Source organism: Ruegeria arenilitoris (assembly GCF_013030985.1).
Classification (GTDB): domain Bacteria; phylum Pseudomonadota; class Alphaproteobacteria; order Rhodobacterales; family Rhodobacteraceae; genus Ruegeria; species Ruegeria arenilitoris_B.
Window position 1 is genome coordinate 1 of the sequence record NZ_WPYP01000005.1, and the last position, 23,440, is coordinate 23,440.

Consider the following 23,440-nt stretch of genomic DNA (forward strand, 5'->3'; position numbering starts at 1 on the left):
TTCCGGCTCGCACCCGTCCAGACAGATCGCAATGGCCGGAACCTTCGGCTGAGGAAAGTATATGGGTCGAGTTGATCGCTGATCCTCTGCTTGGGGCGACGGCAATGTCCGGGGGGCTTAACCGCGCAATGCTCCTACAACAGGTAAAAGACGAGGCTGGCATATGTCCACAACAGGGCCTTACGCCGAAATGGCAGATTGGCCGAATCGCGCGTGATTTTTTTCGCAAATATCTCAATCAATCCAGTTAATGGTTTGAACTTTTCACATTGGTTAGAGTTATTCACGTATATTCGCCGGGTCTCTCGTGTTGATTGCCAGCAACCAGTTTGCAGAAAGGCTGTGAAACCGGGATGAAATCCCATTGAACTTCCGCGGAACGCAGTGAGTCACCTGTTCGTAATCTTGGCTTGTATGGGACTTGGAAATTGACCGCGCCTTTTGTATTTTGGATACAAGTTTTCCTCACCCGAGACCGACCATATGCCCAGAACACGTGCAATCCCCCGGCAAAGCCTGCCGGACGTCATCACAAACGATCTGCGCGAGCGGATTCTGAGCGGTGAAATGACCGAGGGCGAGACCATTCGGCAGGAAGCTCTGGCCGAAGATTACGACGTCTCGCGCATGCCGATCCGTGAGGCGCTGAAGCGGCTGGATGCTGAAGGTCTGGTGCAACTGACCAACAATCGCGGGGCATCGGTCACCAAGCATTCCCTGTCGGAAATCGGAGAGATTTTTGATCTGCGCGTGCTGCTGGAAGTGGACCTGTTCCAACGCGCCATCCCGCAGATGACCGAAGCCGATTTCACCGAATGCGACCGGATACTTGATGAGATGGAAAAGTCCTATGACGCCTATGATGTAGGCCGGTGGGGCAGCCTCAACAACGAATACCACATGGCGCTTTATGCTGCTGCGGATCGCGGGCTGAGCAATGAAATCCTGCAGCGGGTCAATGTGCAAACCGACCGGTATGTCCGGATGCACCTGAGCGTCATGGAACAGCGCGAACCGGCCAAGAAAGACCATCGTGAGCTGTTGTCACTGGCCCGCGATGGCCGGGCCGAAGACGCCTGCGCCCTGCTGACCCGGCATATCCTGCGCACCAAGGACCAATTGCTGGAAATGGTCATTGCCACGCGAAAAGGCGAATAAGCCCGATCAATCCAAAGGATGCAGACAGGCCACTTGATGCGTCTCGCCGCCGAGTTCGGGCGGGGCGGCACGGCATTCCTCGGTCGCCAGCCAGCAGCGTTGCGCAAAGGCGCAGCCTTGGGGGATGTTCATCGGTGAGGGCAGCTCACCTTCCAGCTTGATCCGTTCTTTCCGCGCCTCCGGGTCGGCGCGCGGGGTCGTCGACAGCAGAGCCTTGGAATAGGGATGCCGGGGGGCTGCGAACAGCAACTCTTTCGGGGCTTTCTCAACAGCACGGCCCAGATACATGACGATCACGTCGTCGGCGAAATGCTTCACCACCGACAGGTCATGTGAGATGAACAGATAGGCGAGATTCAGGCGCTCCTGCAGCTCGACCAGAAGGTTCAGAATCTGCGACTGGATCGAGACATCCAGCGCCGAGACCGGTTCATCCAGTACCAGCACTTTCGGGTTCAGCATCAGCGCCCGCGCGATGGCGATACGCTGGCGTTGCCCGCCCGAGAACATGTGCGGGTAGCGGTCGTAATGCTCAGGACGCAGCCCCACGAGGTCGATCATCTCGCGCGCCCGCGCCTCGCGGTCGGCCGCCGACATATCGGGGCGATTGATGATCAGCGGTTCCTGCAGGATCTGCCCGATCCTCTGGCGCGGATTGAGCGAGCCATAGGGATCCTGAAACACGATCTGCACCGTCTCGCGCATCTGCGCCCATTTCGATGGGGTGATGTCGACGCCGTCAATGGTCAGGTTGCCCGAGGTCGGCTCCTCGATCATCGTCACAACGCGCGCCAGTGTTGATTTTCCACAACCGGACTCGCCGACAATGGCCAGCGTCTTGCCGGGTTGCAGGTCGAAATCCACGCCGGACAGAGCCTTGACCGTTGCCGGTTTCGACAGAAGACCGCCTTTGACGGTGTAGAACCTGGCCAACGAACTGGCCTGAACAATAGGGGCGGTCATGCCAGCTCTCCGGCGGTTATCTTTTCAACATAGTGACAGCGGGCCTTGCCATACTCGGCGCTGTGGGGCGTGGGTGGCAAAGACCGGCAGAGGTCGTCGGCATATTGGCATCGGGGGCTGAACAGGCACCCCTTGGGCCGGTCGAACTGACCCGGCACAACGCCGGGAATGGTGGGCAGCATTTTCGATGTCGCCCGTTCCGGCAATGCGCTCAGAAGCGCCGACGTATAGGGGTGGCGCGGCGTGCGGAACAGGTCCTTGACGGTCTGTTCTTCCACCTTTTGACCGGCATATTGCACCTGCACCCGCTCGGCCGTCTCGGCGACGACACCCATATCGTGGGTGATCAGCACCAGCCCCATGCCCTGCTCATCCCGCAGCCGCATCAGGAGGTCCAGAATCTGGGCCTGAATGGTCACGTCCAGCGCTGTTGTCGGCTCATCCGCAATCAGCAGCTTGGGTTTGCAGGCAATCGCCATAGCAATCATCACCCGCTGGTTCATCCCGCCCGACATCTGGTGCGGAAAGGTGTTCAGACGGCTTTCCGGGGCGGGGATACCGACCTGATCGAACAGCTCAATCGCGCGCTGGTGCCGTTCCTTGCGGTTCAGACCCAGATGGATGCGCAGCGCCTCTTTGATCTGAAAACCAACTGTGAAACAGGGGTTAAGCGAGGACATCGGTTCCTGAAAGATCATGGCGATGTCCTTGCCGATGATCTTGCGCCTGTCGCGGGCCGAGATTTTGGTCAGGTCGATGCCTTCGAAACTCAGCTGGTCAGCGGTGATCGTGGCAGTCCATGGCAGCAGTCCCATCAGCGCCAGCATCGACACGGATTTGCCCGAGCCGCTTTCGCCGACGATGGCCATCAGCTCGCCCTTGTCGACCGACAGATCGACGCCGTCCACAGCGCGAAACTTGCCCGAAGCAGTGGCGAATTCGACGGTGAGATTTCGGATATCCAACAGGCTCATGTCGTCAGCTCCGCTTCAGTTTCGGGTCCAGCGCGTCGCGCAGCCCGTCGCCCATCAAGTTGATGGCCAACACCGTGACTAGGATGGCCAGGCCAGGGAAGGTCACCACCCACCAGGCACGCAGAATGAATTCACGCGCTTCGGCCAGCATGGTGCCCCATTCCGGTGTGGGCGGCTGCGCGCCCATGCCGAGAAAGCCAAGGGCGGCGGCGTCCAGAATGGCGGTAGAAAACGACAGCGCCGCCTGCACAATGATCGGGGCCAGACAGTTTGGCAGCACGGTCTTGAACATCAGCCGTGCCTTGCCCGCACCGGCCACACGGGCCGAAGTCACATAGTCCTTCTGCCGCTCCGACAGCACCGAGGCGCGGGTCAGGCGCACATAATGCGGTTGGAACACGATGGCGATGGCGATCATCGCATTGGTCAGCGACGGGCCGAGGATGGCCACCAGAACCAGCGCCAACAGCAGTGACGGGAAAGACAGGATGATATCCATCACCCGCATGATCAGCGTGTCGACCCATTTCGGCGCGAAACCGGACAGCAGCCCGATGATCACGCCGCCGGTCACGGCCACACAGACCACGACGATGCCGACGAAGAAGGAATAGCGTGACCCCATGATCAGCCGCGACAGCATATCCCGGCCCAGCGGATCGGTGCCCAGTGGGAAGGCCCAGCTACCGCCCTCCTGCCACGCAGGGGGCTGCAGGATGTGATTGCGGAACTGTTCGGTCGGGTCATAGGGCGCCAACAGGGGTGCGAAGGCGGCACAGAAGACAAAGACCAGGAAGACCCACAGGCCGAACACCGCACCGCGGTTTTCGCTGAAGTAATACCAGAACTCGCGCAGGGCGCTGGGCCGGTCTTCGGTTTTGGGCGCGTTTGCAGACAGTTCAGCCATCACCGCCTCCGGATTTTGGGGTTGATGATGCCATAGAGGACATCGACCAGCAGGTTCACCAGCATCACGATCACGGCGATCATCAACAGGCCACCCTGCACCACCGGGTAGTCGCGGCGGAAAATACTGTCGACCATCCACTTGCCGATGCCGGGCCAGCTAAAGATTGTTTCGGTCAGGATTGCGCCCGCCAACAGGGTACCGACGGACAGGCCGATTACGGTGATCACCGGGATCAAAGCATTACGCAGCGCGTGCAGCCCATTGATCCGTGAAGGTGAGAGGCCCTTGGCGCGGGCGGTGCGGATGTAATCCTCGCCCAACACCTCAAGCATGGCCGAGCGTGTCTGGCGCGCGATCACCGCAAGCGGGATCGTACCAAGAACGATGGTCGGCAGGATCAGATGTCGAACGGCCGAACCAAATGCACCCGGTTGCCCCGACAACAGACTGTCGATCAGCATGAAGCCGGTGACGCTTGGGAAGTAGTACAGCAGATCGATCCGGCCCGAGACCGGCGTCCACCCCAGATTGCCCGAGAATACGATGATCAGCAGCAGCGCCCACCAGAAAATCGGCATTGAATACCCGACCAGCGCCGAGGACATCAGGGCGCGGTCAAAGAACTTGCCCCGGTTGACCGCCGCGATCACACCTGCAGGCAACCCAAGCGCCACCGCAAAGATCATCGCACAGATCGACAGTTCCAATGTCGCAGGAAACAGGGCAAAGAACTCATCCCAGACCGGCTTCTTGGTGACAAAGCTTTCGCCCAGATCACCGTGCAGGACGCCGACGAGGTAATCCCAGTATTGCTGCAGGACCGGTTTGTCGAAGCCCAGCTTCTCGACCATCTCCTGATAGCGTTCTTCGGTCATGCCGCGTTCACCGGCCATGACAATGATGGGGTCACCGGGCAGGACCCGGATGAACATGAAGGAAATCAGCGTCACGCCCAGAAATGTCGGAACGAACATGCCAAGGCGTGTGAGTAAGTAGCCAAACATCAGCGACCTATGATTGTGAGATCTTTGGGAAAGCTGGTCAGAGACCGGCAGCCATCCTCGGTAACAAGCACGTCATCTTCTATGCGTACGCCGAAATTGTCCAGTTCATAAAGTCCAGGTTCGTTGGTCCAGACCATACCTGGCAAAATTTTCTGGTCATTTCCGCGCATGATGTACGGTGCTTCGTGAACGTCGCGGCCCAAACCGTGGCCCGTCTTGGTGCGGATGCGGTCGGCATAGGGCGAGGCCTCGAGCACGCTGATCACCGCGTCGTCGATATCGTGGGCGGTGACGCCAGGGCGGCAGGCCTCGAACCCGGCGAGGTTGGCGCGCAGAACGGTGTCATAGACATCCCTGCCCTCGTCCGAGACCTCGCCCACAAAGAAGGTGCGGGTTATGTCGGCGGCAAACCCGTGTTTGCGGGCACCGAAATCAAACAGCAGCGCGTCGCCCGGTTTGATCCGGTAGTCCGCACGCGCCTTGCCATGGGGCCGCGCCGAGTTATCCCCTGCGGTAACGATCGGCGCAAAGGCCAGTGAGGCCGCGCCTTCGGCAAACAGGGCTTGAATAAGGGCCTGTTCGATCTGAACTTCGGTCTGACCTACGCGCACATCCGCGATCACGCGGGCCAATGCACGTTCCGAGATATCAATTGCCGCCTGCATTGCTGCGATATCGGCTTCGGTCTTGCAAATCCGCAGGCCGGAAATTTCACGCTCGGCATCCACGATGCGCAGATTTGGCAGCGCGTTGGTGAAAGCCTTGGACACAAAGACCCGCATCACTTGCCCTTCGACGGCCAGTGACGTCAGCGGCATATGATCGGCCAGCGCTGCAAATGCGTCGTTATAGCCGGTTTGATCGAACCAGTCGAAGACAGCGCCTTCGAACCCGACCAGTTCCCATGACCCAAGCTCAAGATTGGGGACTACCGCGGCTGGCGCCCCTTCGGCCGGGATCACGACCACAAAGGGTCGCTCGTGGCTCATGAAGGGTTTTCCCAAAGCGCGGGTGAAATTCGGACCGGGCACAAGCGCCACGGCATCCACTGACATGTCCTTTGCCAGTTGACGGTACTCGGACAAATCCGGCATTGACGCCGACCTCCCAAAAAGAAAACCGGAGCCGCCGATGGCGGCTCCGGTCAGTGAGTGGTGATTTACTCGACGCTTACGCCATAGAAGATGTGGCCGCCTAGCGGGTGTACCTTGTAGCCCTGCACTTCGTTGCGCATCGGCATGAAGACAACCGAGTGTGCGATGGTCGCCCAGGGTGCCTGCTCTTTAAAGACGACCTGAGCCTCTTCGTACAGCTTGGCGCGCTCGGCCTGATCGGTGGTCTGCTTGGCCTTCAGGATCAGATCTTCGAACGGCTCGTGGCACCATTGTGCGCGGTTCGACGCTTCGCGGCCGTCACAGCCCAGCAGTACCGCCAGGAAGTTGTCTGGGTCGCCGTTGTCGCCGGTCCAGCCCAGCAGAACGGCGCCATCGCGGTTCAGTTCTTTCGAACGCGACAGGTACTCGCCCCATTCGTAGGACACGATCTCGACGCCCACACCGATCTTGTCGAAATCGGCCTGGATCAGTTCGGCCATACGGCGAGCGTTCGGGTTATAGGGACGCTGCACCGGCATCGCCCAGATCTTCATCGACAGATCGGACACGCCTTCGGCTTCCAGCATCGCCTTGGCCGCTTCGGGATCATAGGCGTCGTCGGTGATCGCGTCGTTATAACCCCACATGGTCGGCGGGATCGGGTTCTTGGCAACCTGGCCCGAGCCCTGGAACACCACGTCGATGATGGCGTTCTTGTCGATCGCCATGTTCAGCGCCTTGCGGACGTTCGGGTTGTCGAACGGCTCCATGGTGGTGTTGTAGGCCAGATAACCGACGTTCAGACCTTCCTGCTCCATCATGTTGATGTCTGCGTCATCCTTCATCGCCTGAATGTCGGCAGGGTTCGGATAGGGCATGATGTGGCATTCGCCGGCCTTCAGCTTTTGGTAGCGAACCGAAGCATCCGGGGTGATGGCGAAGATCAGGTTTTCAACAGCCGCCGGATCTTTCCAGTAGTCGGCGTTCTGGGCATAGCGGATCACCGCGTCCTTCTGATAGGCCACGAAGGAGAACGGGCCGGTGCCGATCGGTGCGGTGTTCAGCTTTTCAGGCGTGCCCGCTGCCATCATCGCATCCGCGTATTCGGCAGACAGGATCGAGGCAAAGTCCATCGCCATGTTGGCGACAAAAGGTGCTTCGGGCTTGGTCAGGGTGAATTTCACCGTGTAGTCGTCAATCTTCTCGATGGACTCGACCAGTTCCGGCATACCCATGCCTTGGAAGTATTCCCATGTACCGCCCGAAATCTGGTTGTACGGGTGGCCTTCGTCCTTCTGGCGCATGAACGAGAAGATCACGTCATCCGCGTTGAAATCACGGGTCGGGGTGAATTCGTCGTTCGAGTGGAACTTGACACCCTGACGCAGTTTGAAAGTGTATTCCAGGCCGTCATCGCTGGCCTCGACGCTTTCGGCCAGGCCGGGGATCACGTTGGTTGTGCCGGTTTCGAACTCGAGCAGGCGGTTGTAGATCGGGTGCGAAGAGGCATCAAAGGTCGTGCCGGCGGTGAACAGGGCCGGGTCGAAGCCTTCGGGCGAGCCTTCCGAGCAATAAACCAGCGTGTTCGCTTGTGCCGCGGCAGCCGACAAGGCGATCGCAGCAGTTGCGGCCATTAGTTTCAGTTTCATGTGGGTCTCCCAAAAATGGTTTTTATTCAGACATTCGCGTTGCTCTTTGTGGTCAGAGCATTCTTGGACGACTCTGATCGCCGCGAAATCTCTGCTCAATGTATCCAAAATACAAAATCCATTGTCAACTGACTTGCGCGCGCCGTCGCGGGCAGCCGTCGAACTGGCAGGATACTCCGACACGTTCGGCTTTTTAGACCATATGGGCAAGAGGATTCTAAGGTGACCCGACCGCACCCATCTGTCGGAAAAGTGCCTTTGAGATGTGGGTTTTGAGCGGCCAGTTCTGTGCCCGCCAAGGCGGTATCATGATCTTTGGGATGACATCACCCCGAAAAGGTTGGCGTGACGCCGATGGGCGGTGTCTTGTTGATATAGGCACCGATACGGTCCAGCAGCGGTCGGCGTGGACAGCCGGGGCGCGTAACCGCCCCAAGGTTGCGCAGGTTTCCCGGTGCATCGAATGGCACAAAGCACAGGGGCCACCTGTCACGCCTGAATTGTTCGGCTGCCAGCGCCGAGACTATGGTGCAATCGTCCGAGTGGCAGATATGGCGGCAAATCGTCTCGAACCGCAAGGCGCTCAGGTCGAAACGTTTGCTGACCCGGTGCGCGGGGTCCGGTTTGGGCAAGCGATCTTCCAGATCATAGCCAAAGCTGTGCGGCAACCGGATGAAATCGTGGGCAGGCACATCCTCGGGTGCGAGGGATGGCAAATGGCACAGCGGGTGACCTTCGCGGACAGCCAGAAACAGGGGTTCTGTCCAGATCGATGTAAAATCCAGCGTCGCCGCAGTGTTGACCTTGGCCACCAGCGCCACGTCCAGAGTGTGATCTTCGACCATTCGCAACATGTTCTGCGGCAGGTCTTCGACCATCGTGACCCGCATGTTGGGGAACAATGTGCTGAACAGTTCCGAGAAATACTGCGTCAGATAGGGGGCCAGCGTCGGGGTCATGCCCATGTTGAACGGAACGGCCTCGGGGTTTCGGAACTGGGTTGCGGTGTCCCGGATGGTCTGGGCGTCTTTCAGGACGCGTTGGGCTATAGCAATCACGCGGTCGCCACAGGCGGTCGGGCGTACCTCGTTGTTGAGGCGCAGAAACAGGTCGGTGCCCAATTCCTGCTCGAGCTTTTTGACCTGATTGGACATTGCCGGCTGCGAGACATTGCAGGCCACGGCGGCCTGGCTGAACTGACCATGTTTGGCAATGGCGAGGATATATTCCAAATCTCTGAAATTCATGGTCGTAAACCGGTGCTGCGTGTTTCGACCCCGCGGGGATGCTCTAAACATACGCCGACCCGGGCAAGGCAGTAGGATTTCGGGATCACAATCGCTGACAAAACCGTCAAAACGCGCCATTGAATAGCTTCGCGCGCTGGTTGGAGATCGCGTAACCCGTTGAAAACACGCAGTGCGTTGAAGCCGGATTTCACGGCAGCCGTGACTATTTGCGTTGGTTATACCCCCAATTCGCAGGATGAATTTCAGCTGACGGGCGGCGGGTCCTACCCCTTTGCTACGTGGAGCGCCCAGACCATCGGGCGGGCCGCAAGACGCAAACCCATGATGGAGTCCCCCATGCTGTCCCAATTTTTAGAAAGCCTACGTGCCCGTCTTTTGACCACATCCACTCTGGCGCAAGAGACGACCCGCGACGGCCAAACCCTTATCAACAACTTCTTCCAAAGCACGGTTGTCGATGACACTCCGGCCTTTGTTCTAGCCAATGATGTCTCGCGCCTGCTGAACTTTGGTGAGATTGTCACCAATAACGCAGTTGCGGCGGTTCTGGCGCAGGGTCAGGACGTTGATGTCTTTAATTTCCGCTCGGGCCAGATCGAGGCCAACAATGGCCCCGACGCGCTGGCCACCGGCGTTCAGGTCACCGGCAGCGCTTCTGTCCGCAACTTCGGTGAGATCGCGGGTGAGTTCAACGGCGTGCAGTTTGCAGGCTCCGGCAGCTCGGGCAGTCTCGACAACTTCCGCGGAGGCGTCATCAGTTCGGACAGCCGCGCGGTTGATATTCAGGGTCAGGGCATTGATGTGCGCAACTTTGGCGACATCATCGGCACTGGCGATCAGCGCAACGGCACGATCTATACCAACAGCACCGCCGAAGACGTCTCGATCTCGAACTTCACGGGTGGCACCATTGATGCCGGTGAAGGCAACGCAGGCGCCGGTTTTTCACTGCAAGTCGGTGATGAAGTTGGCGACCGTGTGGATACTGATGTCTTTAACGGCGTTGGCGCAACCATTCAGGGCCGTGGTCAGGCGGCTGCAAACACCGGGCTGGCCGGGGATGGCATTCGCATCGATGATGGCGCGGAAGGTGCCATTCTGGAAACCGAGATCGTCAACAGCGGTCTAATCTCGACCGAGAGCAATCAGGGCACTGCCGCCGGTATCCGCATCGCGGATGGCGCGAATACCGAGGGCGATATTCTCAACACCTCAACCGGTGTGATCGAAGGTCCGCGCAACGGCCTGTATATCGGCAACGGCGAACATGATCTGGACGTGCTGAACTTTGGCACCATCCAGTCGGGCAGCCGCGCGGTGAATATCGACGGCTCGGGCGTTGATCTGGTCAATGGCGGTGACATTCTGGGTACCGGCGACCAGCGCAACGGGACGGTTTATGCCGACGACACGGCGCGCGACTATTCGATCAACAACCTTGCGACAGGCACGATCGACGCGGGCGAACATAACGACGGAGCGGGGATTTCGCTGTCGCTGTCTGACGAGGGTAATGGCGAGGTCGAGATCGCCAACGACGGCACCATCGCCGGGCGTGGCAACGCAGGTGCGGGTCTGGGCACAGCCGGAGACGGTATCCGTCTGGAAGGCGTCCGTCAGGAAGGTGGCGGCTTTGGCCCTGCCCTGTTTACCGGCTCGATCACCAACACCGGATCGGTCACGTCCGAGGGCGCAAACAATACCGTCGGTGCATTCCGCGCCGTGAACAACGTCAGTTTTCAGGGCCAGTTGGTCAACGAGGACACCGGCCTGTTCGCGGGCGTTCAGAACGGTGTGTACTTCGGCACCGGCGATCACGCAGGCGGGTCCTTCGTCAACCGCGGCACCGTGACCTCGGACAGTCGCGCGCTGAACATTGACGGTGACGGCCTAGAGGTCGTGAACGAAGGCGACATCCTCGGCACCGGTAGTCAGCGCAATGGCACGGTGTATGCCGACGGTACTGCGGACAATTACAGCTTTACCAACACTGGTCTGGTCGATGCAGGCGAAGGCAACAACGGCTCGGGCGTTTCGCTGCAAACCGGTGATGTGTCGGGTGATGTGGTCTCGGCGGTTGTTGTCAACGAAGGCACGTTCCAGGGGCGCGGGGACGCGGTTGAGGGTAATCAGGTCGGCGACGGTCTGCGCCTGTTCACCAATCAGGACGACGTGTCTTTTGCAGGAGTCGTGGTTAATGAAGGCCTGATCGCGGGGTCGGAAGACTCGGACGCCGCCGCAGGTATCCGCGTGGATGGCGGCCTGAACCTGCTGGGCGCAATCCTGAACGAAGGTGAGATTCGCGGCACAGTTAATGCAATCGACGCATCGGATGCGGGCAGCGTGACCATCGTCAATGACGACGAAGGCGTGATCAACGGCAACGTTCTGCTGGGCGCTGGCGATGACATCTTTGTCGATCTGGGAACCACCAATGGCAATATCGTCGGCGGCGCGGGCGAGGATGTGCTGATCGCGGGTGATGCTGACAATGTTCTGACCGGCGGTCTGGGCAATGATCTGATCGACGGTGGCGAAGGTATCGACACGGCCGATTTCTCGGATCTGGATGTCGCGGTCGAGGTCCGTCTGGACGCCAATGGCAATGGCACTGCAACCCGTGACACCGGCTTTTCCGTCTCGGTCACCGATGCGGTCGTTGATGACCCGGACCAGTTCGGCTCGAACATCCCGGATGCCGCGTGGTTTGTTGAGGAAGCCATCCTGGGCAATCTCTACTACAACATCCACACCGCAGACTTCCCCGGCGGCGAAATTCGCGGGCAGCTTCTGGTCGATGGCGTTGAAACCGTGAATGGCATTCGGACAGTCACGCTCAGCGGTGGTCTGGATGCGTCGCAGGAACCGGGGCCGACCTCGGACAGTGCGGCAACGGGCGAAGCCTCGGTCGTTATCACTCAGAACCTGAACACGGGTGTGGTCACTTATTCCAGCGAGCTGAGTGTTGTTGGCCTGAATGAGGCGGACCTGAACACCCCGATCCCGGGTGTGGTTTCGGCGATCCACCTGCACAACGCCCCGGCGGGTGCGAACGGTCCTGTGGTTCAGGACACGCTGGTCGATGCAGGCGCGACGCTGGATGTGGACGCTGTCGGCGGCACCGGCGTGATCGGTCAGAACGTCATCGACAACCAGATCGAAACCGATGTACTGCGGTCCATCGAAAACGTCGTCGGGTCCGATGATGGCGACGTAATCGTTGGCAGCGATCAGGCCAATGTGCTGAACGGTGGCGCAGGTGATGATCTGATCTCGGGTGAAGGGGGCGATGACATCCTCATCGGCGGAGCCGGGGCGGACACTTTCACCTTCGGCGCAAATTTCGGAACCGACGTGATTCAGGACTTCGAGGTTGGTCATGATCAGCTGCAATTCGGTGATTTCGGCCCCGATTTCGGTGGCACGGTGAGTGTTGCGCAAGATGGCAACGACGCTGTGATCTCATTCGGTAGCGAAGGTTCGGTTCGCTTGGCGGGTGTGAACAGCGCCGATCTGACCGAAGACGACTTCGTCGCGTAACTGATCCTTGGCGGGGCGGCTTTCAGTCGCCCCGTTTTTCTAACCGGAAAGGGCCAAAGACATGTTCCAGAACGCCAATCCCGTCAAAACCGCCTGGGGGTCGCTGCGCAAAGGCTTTGTTGCGGTAGCGGTCTTCAGCCTGTTTCTGAACCTTCTGATGCTGGCCGGGCCGCTATACATGCTGCAGGTCTATGACCGAGTGCTGACCAGCCAAAACCCTGACACCCTGATCGCCCTGTCGTTGCTGCTGGCTGGGGTTTTCGTCGTGATCGCCTGCCTCGACCTGATGCGGATGCGCATCCTTGGCCGTCTGGCCGCCCGGTTCGAACTGAGCGTCGGCGCACCTGTTCTTGGTGCTGCAATGCACCGTCGGGTACAGGGTGAAAGCAAGGCCGGTGAAAACCTGGTCGAGGATGTGAACGGGTTCCGCGAGTTCATCTCGGGCACGACCCTGACCGCTTTCTTCGATGCGCCGTGGATTCCCATTTACCTGTTGGTTCTGTATGTGCTGCACCCGTTTCTGGGCCTGCTCGGCCTGGCTGGGGCTGTTACCCTGACCCTTATGGCGCTGATCAACAACGCCCGGGCTCGGGCGCCGATGCAGCTGGCATCGCAGGCGCGCGGTCGCTCGGACGCGCTGTTCAAAACCGGCGACAGAAACGCCGAGCTGGTTCACGCGCTGGGAATGAAAGACGATCTGGTGCGCCGCTGGACTGCCCTGCAGGCGGATGCGCATCAGCATAAGACCCGCGCTGCGGATCGGATCGCCAGCTTTTCGGTGATGTCCAAAACCATCCGCATGGGCCTGCAGTCCGCGGCTCTGGGGTTGGGCGCGGCGCTGGCGATAACCGGAGAATCCACGGCGGGTGTGATGATCGCCGCCACCATCGTTCTGGCCCGCGCGCTGGCTCCGATTGATCAGTTGATCGGCCAGTGGCGCACATTTCTGGCCGCGCGCGGCTCGTACGGCAAGATCAGGCAACTGACCGAGGATTTCGCCGAGACACCGCCCAACCTGCACCTGCCGCGTGCGTTCAAATCTCTGGATGTCCGGATCGCGCAGGCGGCCCCTCCGCGCGCTATGAATGCGACCCTTCGTGGAATAGATTTCTGCCTGACAGCCGGGGATGTTCTGGCCGTGATTGGCCAGAGCGGGTCGGGCAAGACGACTCTGGGCAAGATGCTGGCCGGTATCTGGCATCCGCAACGGGGCGAGATCCTGCTGGATGGCAGCCCAATGTCGAAATGGAATGCCGAGGATCTGGGCAATCAGATCGGTTACCTGCCCCAGGACGTGGAATTGTTCGACGGCACCATTCGCGAAAACATCGGTCGCTTTTCAACTGCCATCGACGATGCCGAGGTACTGCGCGCCGCGCGTGATGCCGGGGTGCATGACCTGATCAGCTGCCTGACCGATGGGTACGAAACCCGGATCGGACAGGGGTTCTTTCTGTCCGGCGGCCAGCGTCAAAGGCTGGCTCTGGCCCGGGCCCTGTATGGCGATCCGTTTGTGCTGGTGCTGGACGAACCGAACTCGGATCTGGATGCCGAGGGTGAACAGGCCCTGCGCGATGCGTTGTTGGCCGTGCAGGAACGCGGTGCGATTGCGGTCGTCATGACCCATCGCCCGGCCACGTTGCAGGCCGCCAACAAGGTGCTGGTTCTGCGCAGTGGCAGCCAGACACAGTTTGGCAACAAACAGGACGTGTTGAAGGTGAACAGCCGCAACGTGCTGCAGACACCCCCGCGCCCGGCCAGCGAAACTCAGATCACAGGAGCGGCCCAATGACGGACCTGATCAAGTATACACCTTCCCGCAACACCGTCGGGCGCCACCAGGCGCAGTTGCAAGAGATCACCGACACCTCATCCAGCATCGGCCGGTATGTCCTGTTCGGGCTGTTCACTCTGGCGGTGTTCGTCGGGGGCAGCGTCTATTGGGCCTTTGCGTCGAAACTGGACGGGGCCGTGGTCGCGCCCGCCTCGTTCGTGGTTGAGGGCGATCGTAAGACAGTCGAGCATCTGGACGGCGGCATCATCCACTCCATTTTGGTGGCCGACGGGCAATTCGTCGAGGCCGGGCAACCCCTGGTGCAGCTCGACAGTACCGAGATCAACGTCGACCTCAGCGTGCAGGGCAGCCAGTTGGGAGAGCTTTCGGTTCGCCGCGCCCGCCTGTTGGCGCAGATGAGTGGACAGGCCGAGTTTGACGAAGCCACCGCTCTGGCCGGGTTCCGGGAAGGGATGGAGCGTTTGCATTGGGTGTCCCCGTTTCTTACCCAGAAACAGCTGTTCGACGCCGAAGCCCGCGCACGGCGCACCGAAGCACAGATCAACGCGCAGCGGATCACCGGATTACGCAACCAGATTGCAGGGTTGAACGAACAGCGACGCACAACGCAAAACCAGATGGAGATTACGCAGACCGAACTGACGAACCTGCAATCGTTGCTGGCTAAGGGTCTGGTCGCCGTCACGAGGGTCAGCGCCCGGCAGATCGAACTGGAGCGCCTTGGCGGCGTTGACGCCTCGTTGCGCACTCAGATCGCGCAGGCTGAAGATCAGGTACAGGAATTGGAGCTTTCCTTGCTCAGTCAGCAAAAGCTGCGGGATGAGGTCATTGCCGGGGAGCTGGCCGTGGTCGAGGCGCAGCTGGATCTGATCCGACCGCAATTTGCGGGAACTCTGGCGCGGCTGAAGCGGGCGCAGGTTCTGGCACCGACCAGCGGTCGTGTCGTAAACCTTGGCATAACAACGGCTGGCGGCGTGATCCGCCCGGGTGAGCCGATCATGGATATCGTCCCTGCCGATCAGGCGCTGATCGTCGAGGCGCGGGTCAGGATCGGGGATATCGACAAGCTGCGGATTGGTCAGTCCACGCGCATCCGATTGTCGGCCTTTGCGCAGGCGGACGTGCCCGAAGCAAGCGGCCGAATATTCGACATTTCAGCGGATGCGCTCGAGGATGAGCGCACAGGCGAGCCGTACTACAAGGCGCGGGTCAAGCTGGATGCCGAGCAGCCGCAAGAGGTTGTTGCGCTGGAGCTGGTGCCCGGTATGCCCGCCGATCTGTTCGTCAACACTGGTGAGCGGGCGGTGATCAGCTATCTGTCGCAACCGATCAGCGACCGGCTGGCCAGAACATTTATTGAATGAGCTTGGATACCTGTGCCAAAAAATAGGCGCAGGTATTCGGTTTGATGGAAAATTCCTCAGCGCGGACTAACACCACGCATCCGCAGATTTCTACATTGATGGAAATGAACGATGCTGCTGGTTCCTGTCTGGCAAACGCCCGCACGCAGCTCAAATCTTGATCAGACCCCGTAGCGGGCCATGAACATGTCCACCGCCTGCAGTGCAATTGTGTCGATTTCCGACTGGCTAAAACGGGTCTGGATGCCCAATGCGGCCTTGGTCCAGATGCGCACCTTGCAGAGTTCCGAGAACTGCTCGGCAGCGATCTGGACGTCTTCGATGGCCAGTTCGCCCTTTATCACCGCCTTCTCCAGATACTCGACCATGTGGCGCTGGCCGTTCTGGGGTCCGGCCTCGAAAAACGCCATGCCAAGCTCGGGGAACCGGTCGCGTTCGGCCACGCAGATCCGAAACACCTGTTGCGAGAAGTCGGACACCAGAAATGCGGTAAGCTGCGTCGCGGTGATCGTCAGAACCTCGCGTGCCGGTTTGGAATCGTCGATCATCGAGATGACGTTTTCGGCCAGACGTTTGCACTCGGTCTGCGCGACCTCCATGAACAGCAGACGTTTGTCGGGGAAGTAGCTGTAGAGCGTTGCCTTGGACACCCCGGCGGCGCGCGCGATGTCATCGACGCTTGCACCCTCGAACCCATCCGCCATGAAAACTTCTCGGGCGCCTCGCAAAACCTGATCGAATTTGCGGCCCGTGCGAAGGATGGCGGCTGTCTCTGTCATGGGCTCTCCTTGGGTAGATGATCCTCTAAAACTATAAACCGTTCGGTTCAGATACAACGATTCGCGTGATTTCCATGATCGCGACGTTGTGGATTCTGTTCATTTTTCCGTCAGAACCCAAAGTCTGATGATCGCGTCAGCTAAAGGCTTGCTGCGCCGCCAAACGATGCTAACACTCTGGCCATGGTCGATATCTTTCTGCGCACGCTTCCGTTTTTTGCGATCATCGGCCTGGGATACTGGGCCGGGCGCAGCCGGTTTTTCACCGAAGAAGCAACGGCCTACCTGACCAAGTTCGTATTCTTCTTTGCGCTGTCGGCAATGCTGTTCCGTTTTGCCGCCACCCTGCCCTTTGCCGAGATTTTCAACGGTCGCCTTGTCATCGGCTATCTGCTGGGCACTATGGCAGTCTATGCGCTGGCAACGCTTGTAGCCTGGATGCGCGGGCTCGACATCCCCACCGCCGCGGTCGAGGCCCAATGCGCCGCCATCGGCAATGTCGGGTTTCTGGGCCTGCCTATGCTGGCCTTGCTGCTGTCCGAGGCGGCCATCGGGCCTGTCATGCTGGTTCTGACGGTTGATCTGGTGGTGTTTTCCTCATTGATCGTGATTTTGATCAATGCCGGGCGCGACGGGCGGCTGACGCCGGCGACCCTGCGTCTGATCGGGATGGGTTTGCTGAAAAATCCGATGATCGTTTCGATATCTGCCGGACTGTTGTGGTCGGCATTTCAGGTGCCGGTCCCTGACCCGCTGAACGACTTTCTGACCATTCTGGGCGGGGCCGCCACGCCGGGTGCGCTGTTTGCCATCGGCGCCTCACTGGCCTCAAAATCTGCCGAACGCGTGCAGGTTGCCGCCTGGCTGAGCTTTTGCAAGCTGGTCATCCACCCGATCTGTGTTGCCGTGGTGCTGCTGTGGCTGATCCCGGTTGCCGCGTTTCCGGCTGCGGTGGCCATCGCAGCGGCGGCGTTACCGGTGGCGGGAAATGTCTATATGCTGGCGGCTCATTACGGTGTGGCTCCGCATCGCGCATCAGCCGCCATCCTGCTGTCCACGGCGGCCAGTATCTTGACTGTGCCGGTTGTGATCGCCTGGGTCGCAACACTCTGAGCTTCGTCTTTAAAAAATACTCTCGCCGAAGGCGCGCGGCCTTTACGCCGGGTCCTTGGAGGGTTAGCCATGTCGCGACCCAAAGCTAAGGACTTTGCCAGATGGAAACCCTTTCCGAAAACGCCTGTTTCGGTGGCGTTCAGGGCGTTTATCGCCATACCTCCGCAGCCTGCCAATGCGACATGACTTTTGGCCTGTTTCTACCCGCCGAGGCCAAGGATGGCCCGGTTCCGGTTCTGTGGTATCTGTCCGGCCTGACCTGCACCCATGAAAACGCCATGACCAAGGCGGGCGCGCAGGCCTGGGCGGCGGAACAGGGCATCGCCGTGGTCTTCCCCGACACCTCGCCGCGCGGTGAGGGCGTGGCCGATCACGAAGACTATGATCTGGGCCAGGGTGCGGGGTTCTATGTGAACGCAACGCAACCCCCCTGGGCGCCACATTTCAACATGTGGGACTACGTGGCCGAGGAATTGCCGGCCCTGCTGGCTGAAAACTTCGCCATCGACATGGACCGTCAGGCCATCACCGGCCATTCGATGGGTGGCCATGGCGCGCTGACGCTGGCGATGAACCTGCCGGACCGGTTCCGGTCGGTCTCGGCCTTTGCGCCGATCTCGAACCCGACCGGATCGGATTGGGGTCGCAAACAGCTGAGCGCTTATCTGGGCGATGACGAGGCCGCATGGGCCAAGCATGATGCCTCGGTGCTGATGAAGGAAAAAGGGTTTGACGGCCCGATCCTGATCGACACCGGCACCAATGATCAGTTCATCGACCTGCTGCGCCCCGAGGCGCTGGCCCAAGCGATCGCCGCGCGCCGTCAGCAGGCCACCAATCGCCTGCAGCCCGGCTATGACCATTCCTATTTCTTTGTGTCCACCTTCATGGAAGACCACATCACCTTCCACGCCGAAGCGCTGTACGGAGACTGAGACATGAGAAAATTCGACTATGATCTGATCATCATCGGGTCCGGTCCGTCCGGGCGCTCGGCGGCGATTCAGGCGGGCAAACTGAAACGCCGGGTGCTGGTGATCGACCGCAAGGATCGGTTTGGCGGCGTTTCGGTGCACACCGGAACCATCCCGTCCAAGACGCTGCGCGAGACGGTGCTGAACCTGTCCGGCTGGCGCGAGCGCAGCTTTTACGGCCGCTCCTACCGGGTCAAGGATCAAATCCGTGCCGAGGACCTGAAGGCGCGCCTGCACATGACGCTGGACCACGAGGTCGACGTGCTGGAACACCAGTTCAACCGCAACCACGTGGAAACTCTGGATGGTCTGGCCAAATTCACCGGCCCGCACGAGGTTGAGGTCGCCACGGATGCGGGTGAAACCACGCGCCTGACGGCGGCCAAGTTCCTGATCGCGACGGGAACCAAGACTTATCGCCCTGAATATGTGCCCTTCAATGGCAAGACGGTCGTGGATGGGGATGAGTTCCTTGAGATGGCCGAAATCCCGCGCTCGCTGGTCGTGATCGGGGCCGGGGTGATCGGGGTGGAATACGCCACCATGTTCTCGGCGCTGGACGTGCGGGTGACGCTGATCGAGCCGCGTGAAACCTTCCTGGATTTCATCGATAGCCGGCTGATCCATGATTTCACCCATCAGATTCGTGAAAACGGTGTTGATCTGCGCCTGGGATCCGCCGTGGAAAAGATCGAAGATGCGGGGGACCACGTCGAAGTCACGCTCGACAACGGCCGCCATGTCAGGGCCGAGATGCTGTTGTTTGCTGCCGGTCGCATGGGCGCGACGTCCAAGCTGAATCTGGAGGCTGTCGGGCTGGAAACGGACCACCGCAACCGGATCAAGGTGGATCGCAAGACCTATCAGACCGCCGTGCCGCATATCTATGCGACCGGCGACGTGATCGGGCACCCCTCGCTGGCTTCGACCTCGCTACAGCAAGGCCGCGTCGCCGCCTGTCATGCGCTGGACACACCCACCCTGCCCGAAAGCCCGTGGTATCCTTATGGCATCTACTCGGTGCCCGAGATCTCCACTTGCGGTATGTCCGAGGAGGAACTTCAGGAACGCGGCATTCCTTATGAGGTTGGCGTGGCCCGGTTCCGTGAAACCTCGCGCGGGCATATCATGGGCCTGGAGCACGGGATGCTGAAGATGCTGTTCTCGCTGAAAACCCGCCGGGTTCTTGGTGTTCAGATTGTCGGCGAAGGTGCGACCGAGCTGATCCACATCGCGCAGGCGGTGCTGAACCTGAAAGGTACGGTGGACTACTTTGTGCAGAACACGTTCAACTATCCGACGCTGGCGGAGGCCTACAAGATCGCCGGTCTGGACGCGTTCAACCGGATGCCAATCCCGGAAGAGTTCAAGGTGCGCAAGAAACCCGCTGAACCCGCAAAGAAGCAGGTCAAGAAGGCGTGACCACGCTCTATGTCGATGGCGATGCCTGCCCGGTAAAAGCCGAGGCCGAACGGGTAGCAACCCGGCACAAGGTGCCGATGGCGCTGGTGTCAAACGGCGGGCTGCGGCCATCGGCCAACCCTCTGGTGCAGGTGGTCATCGTGGCGGAGGGCGCGGACGAGGCGGATAAGTGGATTGCCGAGCGTTGCGGGCCTGGGGATGTGGTGGTGACCTCGGACATCCCATTGGCCGCGAAATGCGTGGAAGCCGGCGCGCGCGTCTTGCGCCCGAATGGTGAGGCGTTTACGGCCGCCAATATTGGCCAGCAACTGGCGATGCGCGACCTGATGGCGGATCTGCGCGCGGCCAATCCGCTGGGCGCAGGCGGTGGTGGTAAACCCTTTGGCAAGGCGGACCGGTCCCGGTTTCTGGATGCGCTGGAGCGGGAATTGAGGGCAGCCTTGCGGGGCTAACCCTCCCGCCCGTCGGCGACGCATCAAAGATGCGTCTTCTCTGGTTGGGCCGGGCAGCGCTGCGCGCTGCGGTTCCGCCCTTGTCAATCCGGGCGGGTATTGGTTCAGTCGGTGCAAACTGGATTGATTTGACAGGGGCAAAGCATGCCGATTGAAGCCGTGGTTTTCGACATCGGGAACGTTCTGATCGAATGGCAGCCGGAGCGCTATTACGACAAGGTCATTGGCGAAGAGCGCCGTCGCGCCATGTTCGCCGAGGTCGATCTGCACGGGATGAACGATCTGGTGGATCAGGGGCATCATTTCACCAACACGATCTATGACTGGGCCGAGAAGTACCCCGAATGGCGTGATGAGATCCGCATGTGGCATGACAAGTGGATCGAGCTGGCCGCACCCGAAATCCCGCATTCCGTTCGTCTGCAGCGTGCCTTGCGCACCAAGAATATCCCCGTTTTTGCGCTGACCAATTTCGGGGTGCAGAATTTCGACTATGCCACCACGGTTTACCCGTTTCTGAACGAGTTTGATCGGCACTATGTCTCGGGCCGCATGAAGGCAGTGAAACCGTATGTCCCGATCTATGAGATGGTCGAGGCCGATTGCGGCGTGGCGCCCGAGGCTTTGCTGTTCGCGGATGACCGGATCGACAATATCGAAACGGCGCGGGCGCGTGGGTGGCAAACGCATCACTTCACCGGCCCGCAAGGCTGGGCGGCCCGCCTGGTGTCCGAAGGTTTGTTGACCAAGGAAGAGGCCCGATGAACGCCCTGCAAATCCCGTTTGCCGAGGGAGAGGCCAATCTGGACTGGGTGGAACTGACCCAAGCCTTTGCAGAAGGGCATCAGCGCTCCAAGGCTCAGATAGAAGATACGTTCCTATATCGCGGCGCGGACACGCTACTGTCGCGGTCGGCCTGGATTGATGGGCTGGGCATCGCCGTGAAATCCATCACCATTTTCCCGGGCAATGTTCAGGCTGGGCGCCCTGCGATCGATGGGTCCGTCTGCATTTACGACGACACCGATGGGCGATTGGCGGCATTGGTCGACTTTTTCCTGGTAACCAAGTGGAAAACAGCCGGAGACAGCCTGCTGGGCGCGCTGCGTTTGGCGAACCCGGACAGCCGCAACATCCTGATCGTGGGCGCGGGGCCGGTGGCCCGGTCCCTGTGCGAAGCCTTTGCTGCAGGTTTCCCGAAAGCCAAAATACGAGTGTGGAACCGCACCACTGCCAAGGCCGAAGCTATGGCCGGGACACTAGGGCATATCGACGTCGAATATGATCTGGCGGATGCGGTAGACCGGGCCGATATTGTAGTAACGGCCACAATGAGCACACAACCCTTCATCAAGGGCGAATGGTTGCGCCCCGGGCAGCATCTGAACCTTGTCGGTGCGTATAAGCCGGAAATGCGCGAGGCCGAAGACCTCGCACTACAACGTGCCCGTATTTACATGGACAGTTTTGACTCAACCGTTGATCATATTGGTGAGATCAAGATTCCGATCGAACAGGGCGTGATCACGCGCGGCGATTTGGTAGCCGATTTCTATGATCTGGACCAGTTTGCCCCCGACCCAACCGCGATCACGCTGTTCAAGAATGGTGGTGGCGCGCATCTGGACCTGATGACCAGCCAATACATCATCAGCAAATACCAGGCGTGATCAGGCGGCGACCACCTGAGGTCTGTTCTCGCGGATAGGCAGGTGGACGATGGCGCTGAGGGCGCCGACGCCCACACCGATCCACCAGACCATCGTGTAGTCGCCATAAACGTCATACATACGGCCACCTAGCCAGACGCCGAGGAATCCCCCGATCTGGTGGCTGAGGAACACGAAGCCATAAAGCGTCCCCATGTAGCGCAGCCCATAGAGATGCGCGACAAGGCCCGAGGTCAGGGGCACCGTGGCCAGCCAGAGCGAGCCCATGACGACCGAGAACACGATGACCGACATCGGGGTGATGGGCATGAGGATGAAGATCGCCGCCGCCAGTGTGCGACCGGTATAAATGGCTGCCAGCAGGTATTTCTTGGGAAAGTGATTGCCAGCCCAGCCCGCCAGCAGCGTACCGCCGATATTCGCCAGCCCCACCAGCGAGATGGCCACGGCCCCAAGGGCCGAAGTGGTTGTGATGCCCAGTGAATGCAGGACGCCGCCGGGTTGGATCGGGCCGCACATCTCGGTCACGAAAGCAGGGAAATGGGCGGTGATAAAGGCCAGCTGATAGCCGCAGCTGAAAAAGCCCAGGAAGATCATCGCGTAAGACGGGTCGCGGAAGGCGCGGCCCAGAATCTGGCCCATGCTTTCTTCCAGTTCGGTTTTGCTGACCGGTTGCGGCGCGCGCATGAAAGGCAGCGTCAGCACAAGGGCTAGGATTGCAGCGGCAAAGACGATGAAGACCTGCTGCCACGGCAGGAAGCTCAATAGCCACTCGGCCGTTGGGGCACCGATCACCTGACCGAAACTGCCCGCCGCCGTGACAATGGCCAGAGACATCGAGCGGTTCTTGTCCGACGAGGCGCGCCCGACTACGGCCAGCACAACGCCAAAGCCGGTGCCTGCGATACCAAAGCCCACAAGCCAGGCGTACATCTGGTGTCCGAACGGCGTAATCGACCATGCCGACAACACCATCCCGGCGGCATAGGTCAACGCACCCAGAATGATGGCCTTGCGGTCCCCGATCTTTTCCGCAATCGCCGCAAAGATCGGCTGCCCGATGCCCCAGGCGAGGTTCTGGATTGCAATCGCCAGCGAGAAATCGGTGCGCAGCCAGCCAAACTCGCTGGCGATGGGGATCTGAAACACCCCAAATGACGCGCGCACGGCGAAACTGACCGTGATGATGATACATCCAACGATCAGGATCGGGTTCAACAGGCGGGCAGATTGCGGCATCGTGACCTCGGGGATTGGGTTCGGCGGAAGTTAGCGGTTTTGCACACAGCGTCAAATCAGCAGATTTTCGGTCTCGGTTCAGGAAAATTG

The 23,440-nt window shown here is 60.0% G+C and carries 20 protein-coding genes; 11 read left to right on the top strand and 9 right to left on the bottom strand.

Translation table 11 applies throughout. The features are described 5' to 3' along the window. Positions 1-251 (top strand): hypothetical protein (locus GOX88_RS23295; protein ID WP_217354218.1); only part of this gene is annotated, 251 nt, incomplete at its 5' end. A gap of 232 nt (positions 252-483) precedes the next feature. Then, positions 484-1,158 carry a GntR family transcriptional regulator gene (locus GOX88_RS11540; RefSeq protein ID WP_170401532.1) on the top strand — a complete coding sequence of 225 codons (675 nt, stop codon included), beginning with the start codon at positions 484-486 and terminating at the stop codon, positions 1,156-1,158. A gap of 6 nt (positions 1,159-1,164) precedes the next feature. Here the strand turns inward: GOX88_RS11540 and GOX88_RS11545 are convergent, their stop codons facing one another. The 7 genes from GOX88_RS11545 to GOX88_RS11575 all read right to left on the bottom strand — a co-directional run bounded on the left by GOX88_RS11545 (position 1,165) and on the right by GOX88_RS11575 (position 8,999). After that, on the bottom strand, positions 1,165-2,121 hold the full coding sequence (locus GOX88_RS11545) for an ABC transporter ATP-binding protein (protein WP_170401535.1): 957 nt from the start codon (positions 2,119-2,121) through the stop codon (positions 1,165-1,167). Further along, positions 2,118-3,095, bottom strand: a complete 978-nt coding sequence (locus GOX88_RS11550) for an ABC transporter ATP-binding protein (RefSeq protein WP_170401538.1) — start codon at positions 3,093-3,095, stop codon at positions 2,118-2,120. The genes GOX88_RS11545 and GOX88_RS11550 overlap by 4 nt, the downstream gene beginning before the upstream one ends. A 4-nt stretch (positions 3,096-3,099) precedes the next feature. Further along, entirely contained in the window at positions 3,100-4,002 is a 903-nt protein-coding gene (locus GOX88_RS11555) for an ABC transporter permease subunit (protein ID WP_170401541.1), read from the bottom strand. After that, positions 4,002-5,009, bottom strand: a complete 1,008-nt coding sequence (locus GOX88_RS11560) for an ABC transporter permease subunit (protein ID WP_170326437.1) — start codon at positions 5,007-5,009, stop codon at positions 4,002-4,004. The genes GOX88_RS11555 and GOX88_RS11560 overlap by 1 nt, the downstream gene beginning before the upstream one ends. After that, on the bottom strand, positions 5,009-6,103 hold the full coding sequence (locus tag GOX88_RS11565; protein WP_170401544.1) for a M24 family metallopeptidase: 1,095 nt from the start codon (positions 6,101-6,103) through the stop codon (positions 5,009-5,011). Before GOX88_RS11565 ends, GOX88_RS11560 begins: the two co-directional genes overlap by 1 nt. Positions 6,104-6,168: 65 nt before the next feature. Continuing rightward, complete coding sequence (locus tag GOX88_RS11570) at positions 6,169-7,752, bottom strand: ABC transporter substrate-binding protein (protein ID WP_170401547.1); 1,584 nt, start codon at positions 7,750-7,752, stop codon at positions 6,169-6,171. Positions 7,753-8,078: 326 nt separating this feature from the next. Next, complete coding sequence (locus GOX88_RS11575) at positions 8,079-8,999, bottom strand: LysR family transcriptional regulator (RefSeq protein ID WP_170401550.1); 921 nt, start codon at positions 8,997-8,999, stop codon at positions 8,079-8,081. A 339-nt stretch (positions 9,000-9,338) separates the two neighbouring features. Between GOX88_RS11575 and GOX88_RS11580 the strand changes: the two genes are divergently transcribed. From GOX88_RS11580 to GOX88_RS11590, 3 genes are all read left to right on the top strand, one after another. Next, positions 9,339-12,542, top strand: a complete 3,204-nt coding sequence (locus GOX88_RS11580) for a CHRD domain-containing protein (RefSeq protein WP_170401553.1) — start codon at positions 9,339-9,341, stop codon at positions 12,540-12,542. A 61-nt stretch (positions 12,543-12,603) separates the two neighbouring features. Next, positions 12,604-14,334, top strand: a complete 1,731-nt coding sequence (locus tag GOX88_RS11585) for a type I secretion system permease/ATPase (RefSeq protein ID WP_170401556.1) — start codon at positions 12,604-12,606, stop codon at positions 14,332-14,334. Further along, a complete protein-coding gene (locus GOX88_RS11590; protein WP_170401559.1) occupies positions 14,331-15,701 on the top strand; it encodes an HlyD family type I secretion periplasmic adaptor subunit in 1,371 nt (456 codons plus the stop codon). The genes GOX88_RS11585 and GOX88_RS11590 overlap by 4 nt, the downstream gene beginning before the upstream one ends. A 161-nt stretch (positions 15,702-15,862) precedes the next feature. Here the strand turns inward: GOX88_RS11590 and GOX88_RS11595 are convergent, their stop codons facing one another. After that, a complete protein-coding gene (locus GOX88_RS11595) occupies positions 15,863-16,480 on the bottom strand; it encodes a TetR/AcrR family transcriptional regulator (protein WP_170401562.1) in 618 nt (205 codons plus the stop codon). A 183-nt stretch (positions 16,481-16,663) separates the two neighbouring features. Between GOX88_RS11595 and GOX88_RS11600 the strand changes: the two genes are divergently transcribed. From GOX88_RS11600 to GOX88_RS11625, 6 genes are all read left to right on the top strand, one after another. After that, positions 16,664-17,593 (top strand): AEC family transporter, encoded by a 930-nt coding sequence (locus GOX88_RS11600; RefSeq protein ID WP_170401565.1) that lies wholly within the window; start codon positions 16,664-16,666, stop codon positions 17,591-17,593. 101 nt (positions 17,594-17,694) lie between these two features. After that, positions 17,695-18,528: an S-formylglutathione hydrolase gene (gene fghA, locus GOX88_RS11605; RefSeq protein ID WP_170401568.1), complete on the top strand. Its 834-nt coding sequence runs from the start codon at positions 17,695-17,697 to the stop codon at positions 18,526-18,528. A gap of 3 nt (positions 18,529-18,531) precedes the next feature. Further along, positions 18,532-19,989, top strand: coding sequence for a Si-specific NAD(P)(+) transhydrogenase (gene sthA, locus GOX88_RS11610; RefSeq protein ID WP_170401571.1), 1,458 nt, complete (start codon positions 18,532-18,534; stop codon positions 19,987-19,989). Further along, the gene (locus GOX88_RS11615; protein WP_170401574.1) at positions 19,986-20,441 is read left to right on the top strand and encodes a YaiI/YqxD family protein; all 456 of its coding nucleotides are present in this window, start codon (positions 19,986-19,988) and stop codon (positions 20,439-20,441) included. The genes sthA and GOX88_RS11615 overlap by 4 nt, the downstream gene beginning before the upstream one ends. 144 nt (positions 20,442-20,585) lie before the next feature. Then, positions 20,586-21,206 (top strand): HAD family hydrolase, encoded by a 621-nt coding sequence (locus tag GOX88_RS11620; protein WP_170401577.1) that lies wholly within the window; start codon positions 20,586-20,588, stop codon positions 21,204-21,206. Continuing rightward, on the top strand, positions 21,203-22,111 hold the full coding sequence (locus GOX88_RS11625; protein WP_170401580.1) for an ornithine cyclodeaminase family protein: 909 nt from the start codon (positions 21,203-21,205) through the stop codon (positions 22,109-22,111). Before GOX88_RS11620 ends, GOX88_RS11625 begins: the two co-directional genes overlap by 4 nt. Here GOX88_RS11625 and GOX88_RS11630 read toward each other — a convergent pair whose 3' ends face one another. Beyond that, entirely contained in the window at positions 22,112-23,350 is a 1,239-nt protein-coding gene (locus tag GOX88_RS11630) for an MFS transporter (protein WP_170401583.1), read from the bottom strand. Positions 23,351-23,440 lie beyond the last annotated feature (90 nt).

Excerpts from the sequence above, each read along its gene's own strand:
- GOX88_RS11540 (WP_170401532.1), top strand. The coding sequence starts at position 484 with ATGCCCAGAACACGTGCAATCCCCCGGCAAAGCCTGCCGGACGTCATC.
- GOX88_RS11545 (WP_170401535.1), bottom strand. The coding sequence starts at position 2,121 with ATGACCGCCCCTATTGTTCAGGCCAGTTCGTTGGCCAGGTTCTACACC.
- GOX88_RS11550 (WP_170401538.1), bottom strand. The coding sequence starts at position 3,095 with ATGAGCCTGTTGGATATCCGAAATCTCACCGTCGAATTCGCCACTGCT.
- GOX88_RS11555 (WP_170401541.1), bottom strand. The coding sequence starts at position 4,002 with ATGGCTGAACTGTCTGCAAACGCGCCCAAAACCGAAGACCGGCCCAGC.
- GOX88_RS11560 (WP_170326437.1), bottom strand. The coding sequence starts at position 5,009 with ATGTTTGGCTACTTACTCACACGCCTTGGCATGTTCGTTCCGACATTT.
- GOX88_RS11565 (WP_170401544.1), bottom strand. The coding sequence starts at position 6,103 with ATGCCGGATTTGTCCGAGTACCGTCAACTGGCAAAGGACATGTCAGTG.
- GOX88_RS11570 (WP_170401547.1), bottom strand. The coding sequence starts at position 7,752 with ATGAAACTGAAACTAATGGCCGCAACTGCTGCGATCGCCTTGTCGGCT.
- GOX88_RS11575 (WP_170401550.1), bottom strand. The coding sequence starts at position 8,999 with ATGAATTTCAGAGATTTGGAATATATCCTCGCCATTGCCAAACATGGT.
- GOX88_RS11580 (WP_170401553.1), top strand. The coding sequence starts at position 9,339 with ATGCTGTCCCAATTTTTAGAAAGCCTACGTGCCCGTCTTTTGACCACA.
- GOX88_RS11585 (WP_170401556.1), top strand. The coding sequence starts at position 12,604 with ATGTTCCAGAACGCCAATCCCGTCAAAACCGCCTGGGGGTCGCTGCGC.
- GOX88_RS11590 (WP_170401559.1), top strand. The coding sequence starts at position 14,331 with ATGACGGACCTGATCAAGTATACACCTTCCCGCAACACCGTCGGGCGC.
- GOX88_RS11595 (WP_170401562.1), bottom strand. The coding sequence starts at position 16,480 with ATGACAGAGACAGCCGCCATCCTTCGCACGGGCCGCAAATTCGATCAG.
- GOX88_RS11600 (WP_170401565.1), top strand. The coding sequence starts at position 16,664 with ATGGTCGATATCTTTCTGCGCACGCTTCCGTTTTTTGCGATCATCGGC.
- fghA (WP_170401568.1), top strand. The coding sequence starts at position 17,695 with ATGGAAACCCTTTCCGAAAACGCCTGTTTCGGTGGCGTTCAGGGCGTT.
- sthA (WP_170401571.1), top strand. The coding sequence starts at position 18,532 with ATGAGAAAATTCGACTATGATCTGATCATCATCGGGTCCGGTCCGTCC.
- GOX88_RS11620 (WP_170401577.1), top strand. The coding sequence starts at position 20,586 with ATGCCGATTGAAGCCGTGGTTTTCGACATCGGGAACGTTCTGATCGAA.
- GOX88_RS11625 (WP_170401580.1), top strand. The coding sequence starts at position 21,203 with ATGAACGCCCTGCAAATCCCGTTTGCCGAGGGAGAGGCCAATCTGGAC.
- GOX88_RS11630 (WP_170401583.1), bottom strand. The coding sequence starts at position 23,350 with ATGCCGCAATCTGCCCGCCTGTTGAACCCGATCCTGATCGTTGGATGT.